General features: G+C 67.4%; 1 protein-coding gene. It reads left to right on the forward strand.

Annotation, left to right across the window (positions count from 1 at the left end; all coding sequences use genetic code 11):
- Nucleotides 1-241 precede the first annotated feature (241 nt).
- Nucleotides 242-4854: helicase-related protein (locus ACYVM4_RS18160; protein WP_460669443.1), on the forward strand; the 4613-nt coding region annotated here is incomplete at its 3' end.

Here is a 4854-nt window from a genome sequence, read left to right on the forward strand (position 1 = left end):
TGCAGCAGGAGCCGGAGGAGGAGGACGAGGAGGAGTCCGGGGTGGCTCAGATGCTGCGGGTCGTGGAGCAGCTGAACCGGGAGGACCGCCAGTACTGGGACGAGGTGGCTCGGAAGGACGCCGAACAGGCGTAATCCCGGCTGAGTCTGAGGGTTCGGGGCGTTTCGTCCCCCGCGCCCAGGACGATCTGGCCCCCTCTGGGGCCCAGGTACGCTTCCGGGCCAACCTCGCCGCGCTGCGCGTGCTGCGCACCATCCGGGCCGAAAATCGGACGGCCACCTATGCTGAGCGCACCACGCTGGCCCGGTGGGGGTCCTGGGGCGCGACCGGGGTCGCGGAGATCTTCGACGAGTCCCGCACCGAGTACGAGGCCGACCGAGCGGAGCTGCGCGAGCTGCTGGATGAGACCGAGTACGCGGCCGCGCGCCGGACGGTCATCAACGCCCACTACACCGACCCGGCGATCGCCACCGAGGTCTGGGACGCCCTGGAGCGGCTGGGTTTCCAGGGCGGGCGGGTGCTGGAGCCCGGCTCCGGTGCCGGCACCTTCATCGGCCTGGCCCCGGACTGGGCGCAGATGACCGGGGTGGAGCTGGACCCGGTGACTGCGGCGATCTCCCAGGCCATCTACCCGGAGGCCACCATCCGGACGGAGTCATTCGCGGACACCCGGATGGCCGGAGGGGTCTTCGACGCGGCGGTGGGCAACGTCCCCTTCTCCCGGAACACGCTGCACGACCCGCGGCACAACGCGGCCGGGCACTCGATGCACAACCACTTCATCCTCAAGTCCTTGGCCCTGACCCGCCCCGGTGGGGTGGTCGGGGTGCTCTCCAGCGCGTTCACCCTGGATGCGCAGAACCCCGCAGCGCGCCGGGAGATGGCTCAGACCGCCGACCTGCTCGGCGCGGTGCGACTGCCCACCGGCGCCCACCGGCGTGCCGCCGGCACGGACGCGCTGACCGATGTGCTGATCTTCCGCCGCCGTCTGCCCGGCGAAGTTCCGTTGGATCAGGGGTGGGTGGAGACCGCCCCGGTCGAACTGAATGGGGCGCAGGGACGGATGAACGCCTACTTCCTCGCCCACCCCGAACGTGTGCTCGGTGAGCCGATGATCGGCAACGGGATGTACGGCTCCGCCACCTTGACCGTGCGCGCGGAGGACCTGACGGCCACCGGGCTCCGACTGCGTGAGCAGCTGGCGGAGATCACCGAGCAGGCCGTGGCGGCTGGACGCGGGATGGCCGAGCGTAGTGGCGAGCAGGAGCTCGAGGTCGCTGCCTTGATCCCGGCGGGGGAGCAGGAGCAGATCGGGCACATCACCGATCGCGGTGCGGAAGGCTTCACTCAGGTCACGATCGAGAAGGTGCACGCGCCGCTGAAGGTGGCACGTACCCGGCACGGGGAGCTGCGGGCATTGCTGGGCCTGCGGGATGAAGCCCGTGCCGTGCTGACCTTGGAGGCCGCCAACGTCGATGACACCCCTGAGCTGGACGCTTTGAGGGCTCAACTGGCGGCCAGCTACCGGGCCTATGTGGATCGCTACGGGCCGATCAACCGGTTCACCGAACGCCGCACCGGACGCACCAATGAGGCCGGTGAGGAGATCCTGGCCCGCATCACCCCACCGGCGGTGGCTCTGTTGAGGGATGATCCGTTCGGGCCGCTCGTGCTGGCCCTGGAGCACTTCGATGAGGGCACCGGCACTGCGGCTCCGGCTGGTCTGCTGTCGCAGCGGCAGGTGCAGCCGCGTAAGCCCGTGCTCGGGGTGGACACCGCTGATGAGGCCCTGGCCGTCACCCTGGACACGCTGGGCACCGTGGACCTGGCCCATGTCGCCCGCCTGCTGGGCACCGATGAGGCCGGGGCGCGAGAGTCCCTGGGAGGACTGGTCTATGAGGTGCCCGGGGAGGACGGGGTCTATGAGACCCGGGCGGAGTACCTGTCCGGGGATGTGCGCGAGAAGCTGGACACGGCCCGCGCCGCCTCAGCCGCCGATGAGCGGTTCCAGGCCAACGTTGAGGCGCTGGAAGCAGTGCTGCCGGCCCCGCTGGGAGCCGATGAGATCGAGGCCCGGATCGGGGCGGTGTGGGTGTCACCCCAGATCCATGAGCAGTTCCTACGCCACATCATCAAGGACCCCTCCGCCCGGGTGGACCGGATCAGTGGCGCGAACTGGGACGTGAAAGCCAGCCGTCATGTCTTCGCTGCCCGCAACGACTGGGGCACCGACCGGATGGCCGCCGGGGACATCTTCAAGAATCTGGCCGAGCAGCGCCGGGTACAGGTCACGGACCCGGACCCTACCGACCCCGAAGGCAATCGCCGGGTCGTCAATGCCACCGAGACCACGGCCGCCCAGGAGAAGGCGGCACTGATGCAGGAGCGGTTCGGCGAGTGGGTGTGGGAGGACCCGGCGCGGGCGGCCGGGCTGGTGGATGAGTACAACCGGCGGTTCAACTCCATCGTGCTGCGCGACTACTCCGTGGAGGGGGAGAGGCTGAGCTTCCCTGGGCTGGTCAAGGACTTCACCCCGCGCGGCCACCAGCGGGCGGCGGTGGCGCGGATGCTCTCGGAGCCCTCGGTGGGGCTCTTCCACGAGGTGGGGGCGGGCAAAACCGCCGAGATGGTGATGGGTGCGATGGAACTGCGCCGGTTGGGGATGGCCCGTAAACCGGTCGTGGTGGTGCCCAACCACATGCTCGAGCAGTTCACCCGGGAGTGGCTGCAGCTTTACCCCCAGGCGCAGATCCTTGCCGCCTCCTCGGCTGATCTGAAGGGCGAGAGGCGGCGGGTGTTCGTTGCCCGCGCAGCAGCTAGTGACTGGGACGGGATCATCATGACGCGCACCGCGTTCGAGCGCATCGAACTGTCCCCTGAGTCGAAAAGCGCCTACAACCTCTCAGAAATCGGACGTCAGCGAGCCGAGCTGGAAGCCGCCAATGAACGGGCGGCCGCCAGCGGGGCGGACACTATGTCGATCAAGCGCATGGAAGCCCGGTTGCAGGCGAAAGAAGAGAAGCTGAAGGAGAAGATGGATCGGGTCACCGATCCGGGGATCACCTTCGAGCAGACCGGCATCGACTACCTCGTGGTGGACGAGCTCCACGACTTCAAGAACCTCTCCACGCCGTCGAACATCCAGGACGCGGCCATTGATCCGGGGTCCGGCAGAGCCACTGACCTTCACATGAAGGTCGAGTACTTGCGGGCCAAGCACGGAGACCGCGTGATGACCGGTGCGACCGCGACACCGATCGCCAACTCGGTCACCGAGATGTATGTGATGCAGTGCTACCTGGGCCCGGAGCGGTTGGAAAGAGCCGGAATCCACGACTTCGACACCTGGGCGGCGACCTTCGGTCAGGTGGTGACCGAGATGGAGCTGTCGGTGGCCGGCGGGGACCACTTCAAGCTGAAGGAGCGCTTCGCGAAGTTCCAGAACGTGCCCGAGCTGCTGAAGATGTTCCACACCTTCGCCGACGTGAAGACCGCCGAGGACCTGCAGCTGCCCACCCCGGATTTGGTGGAGCGCGAGGACGGAAAACGGCTGCCGCGCATGGTCCCGGTGGAAGCCTCGACGGAGCTACAGGACTACATCGAGGACATTGGTCGGCGCGCTGAGGCGATCCAGGCGCGGCTGGTGGACCGGACCGAGGACAACATGCTCAAGGTCAGCTCCGATGGGCGCAAGGCCGCCCTGGACATGCGCCTGGTGGATCCCGAGCTGGGATCGGTCGTGGCGGAGAACAAGGTCAGTGTGACAGCGGACCTCATTGCCCGGGTGCACGAGGAGCACCAGGACGACGTGTTCCTGGATCCGGCCAGCGGCGAGGAGCACCCGACCCGGGGTGCATTGCAGATCGTGTTCTGCGACCAGAGCACCCCATCGACGGAGAAGTGGAACGTCTACGACGAGCTCAAGGATCAGCTGGTCGCCCGGGGCATTCCAGCGGAGAAGATCCGGTTCATGCACGAGGCCAAGAACGATGCCGAGAAGGGCCGGCTGTTCTCCGCTGCCCGCTCGGGAGACATCGCCGTGCTGATGGGCTCGACCCAGAGGATGGGGGTTGGCACCAACATCCAGGCGAGGGCGGTGCACCTGGTCGACCTGGACGCTCCGTGGCGTCCGGCGGACATCGCGCAGCGGCACGGGCGCATCATCCGGCAGGGTAACCAGAACCCGGAGGTCGCTATCTCGCAGGTGGTCACGAAGGGTTCGTTCGACACATTCATGTGGCAGACGCTGGAGCGGAAGTCGAAGTTCATCGACCAAATCATGCGCGGCCGGTTGGACGTGCGTGAGATCGAGGACGTCGGGGACAACACGTTGTCCTTCGCGGAGGTCAAGGCCATTTCCAGTGGCAATCCGCTGATCCTGGAGAAGTCGAAAGCCGACCAGGAGCTCGCGCGGCTGGAGCGGCTGAACCGGGCCTGGCACCGCAATCAGTCCTCGTTGGTGTTTCGTAAAGACGCGGCTCTGTCGCGCGCGGAGGCACTAGAGCGCGAGCTGCCGGTGCTGCGTGCGGCCGCCCAGCGCACCACCGATGAGTTGGGCGGGGAAAGGTTCCGCATGACCATCGACGGAGTCACCGTGGAGAAGCGCACCGAGGCCGCAGAAGCGTGGCAACGGTGGGCCGGGGTACACGCCACCGCGCGTCCGCCCCGGGCTGGAGAGATCGACCTGGGGGTCGCCGGCCGGATCGGTGGCCACGACATCCGAGTGGTGCAGCGGTCAGGGAACCTGGCTGATCTGAGTGCTTCACCTGTGGAGTTGCGCATTGATGATGCCCCCGGTGTGGCGGTGGAAGTCACCCGGGCGACGTCGTTGAATCCAAGTGTGGGCATGATCCA

It is taken from the genome of Kocuria himachalensis (assembly GCF_054784195.1).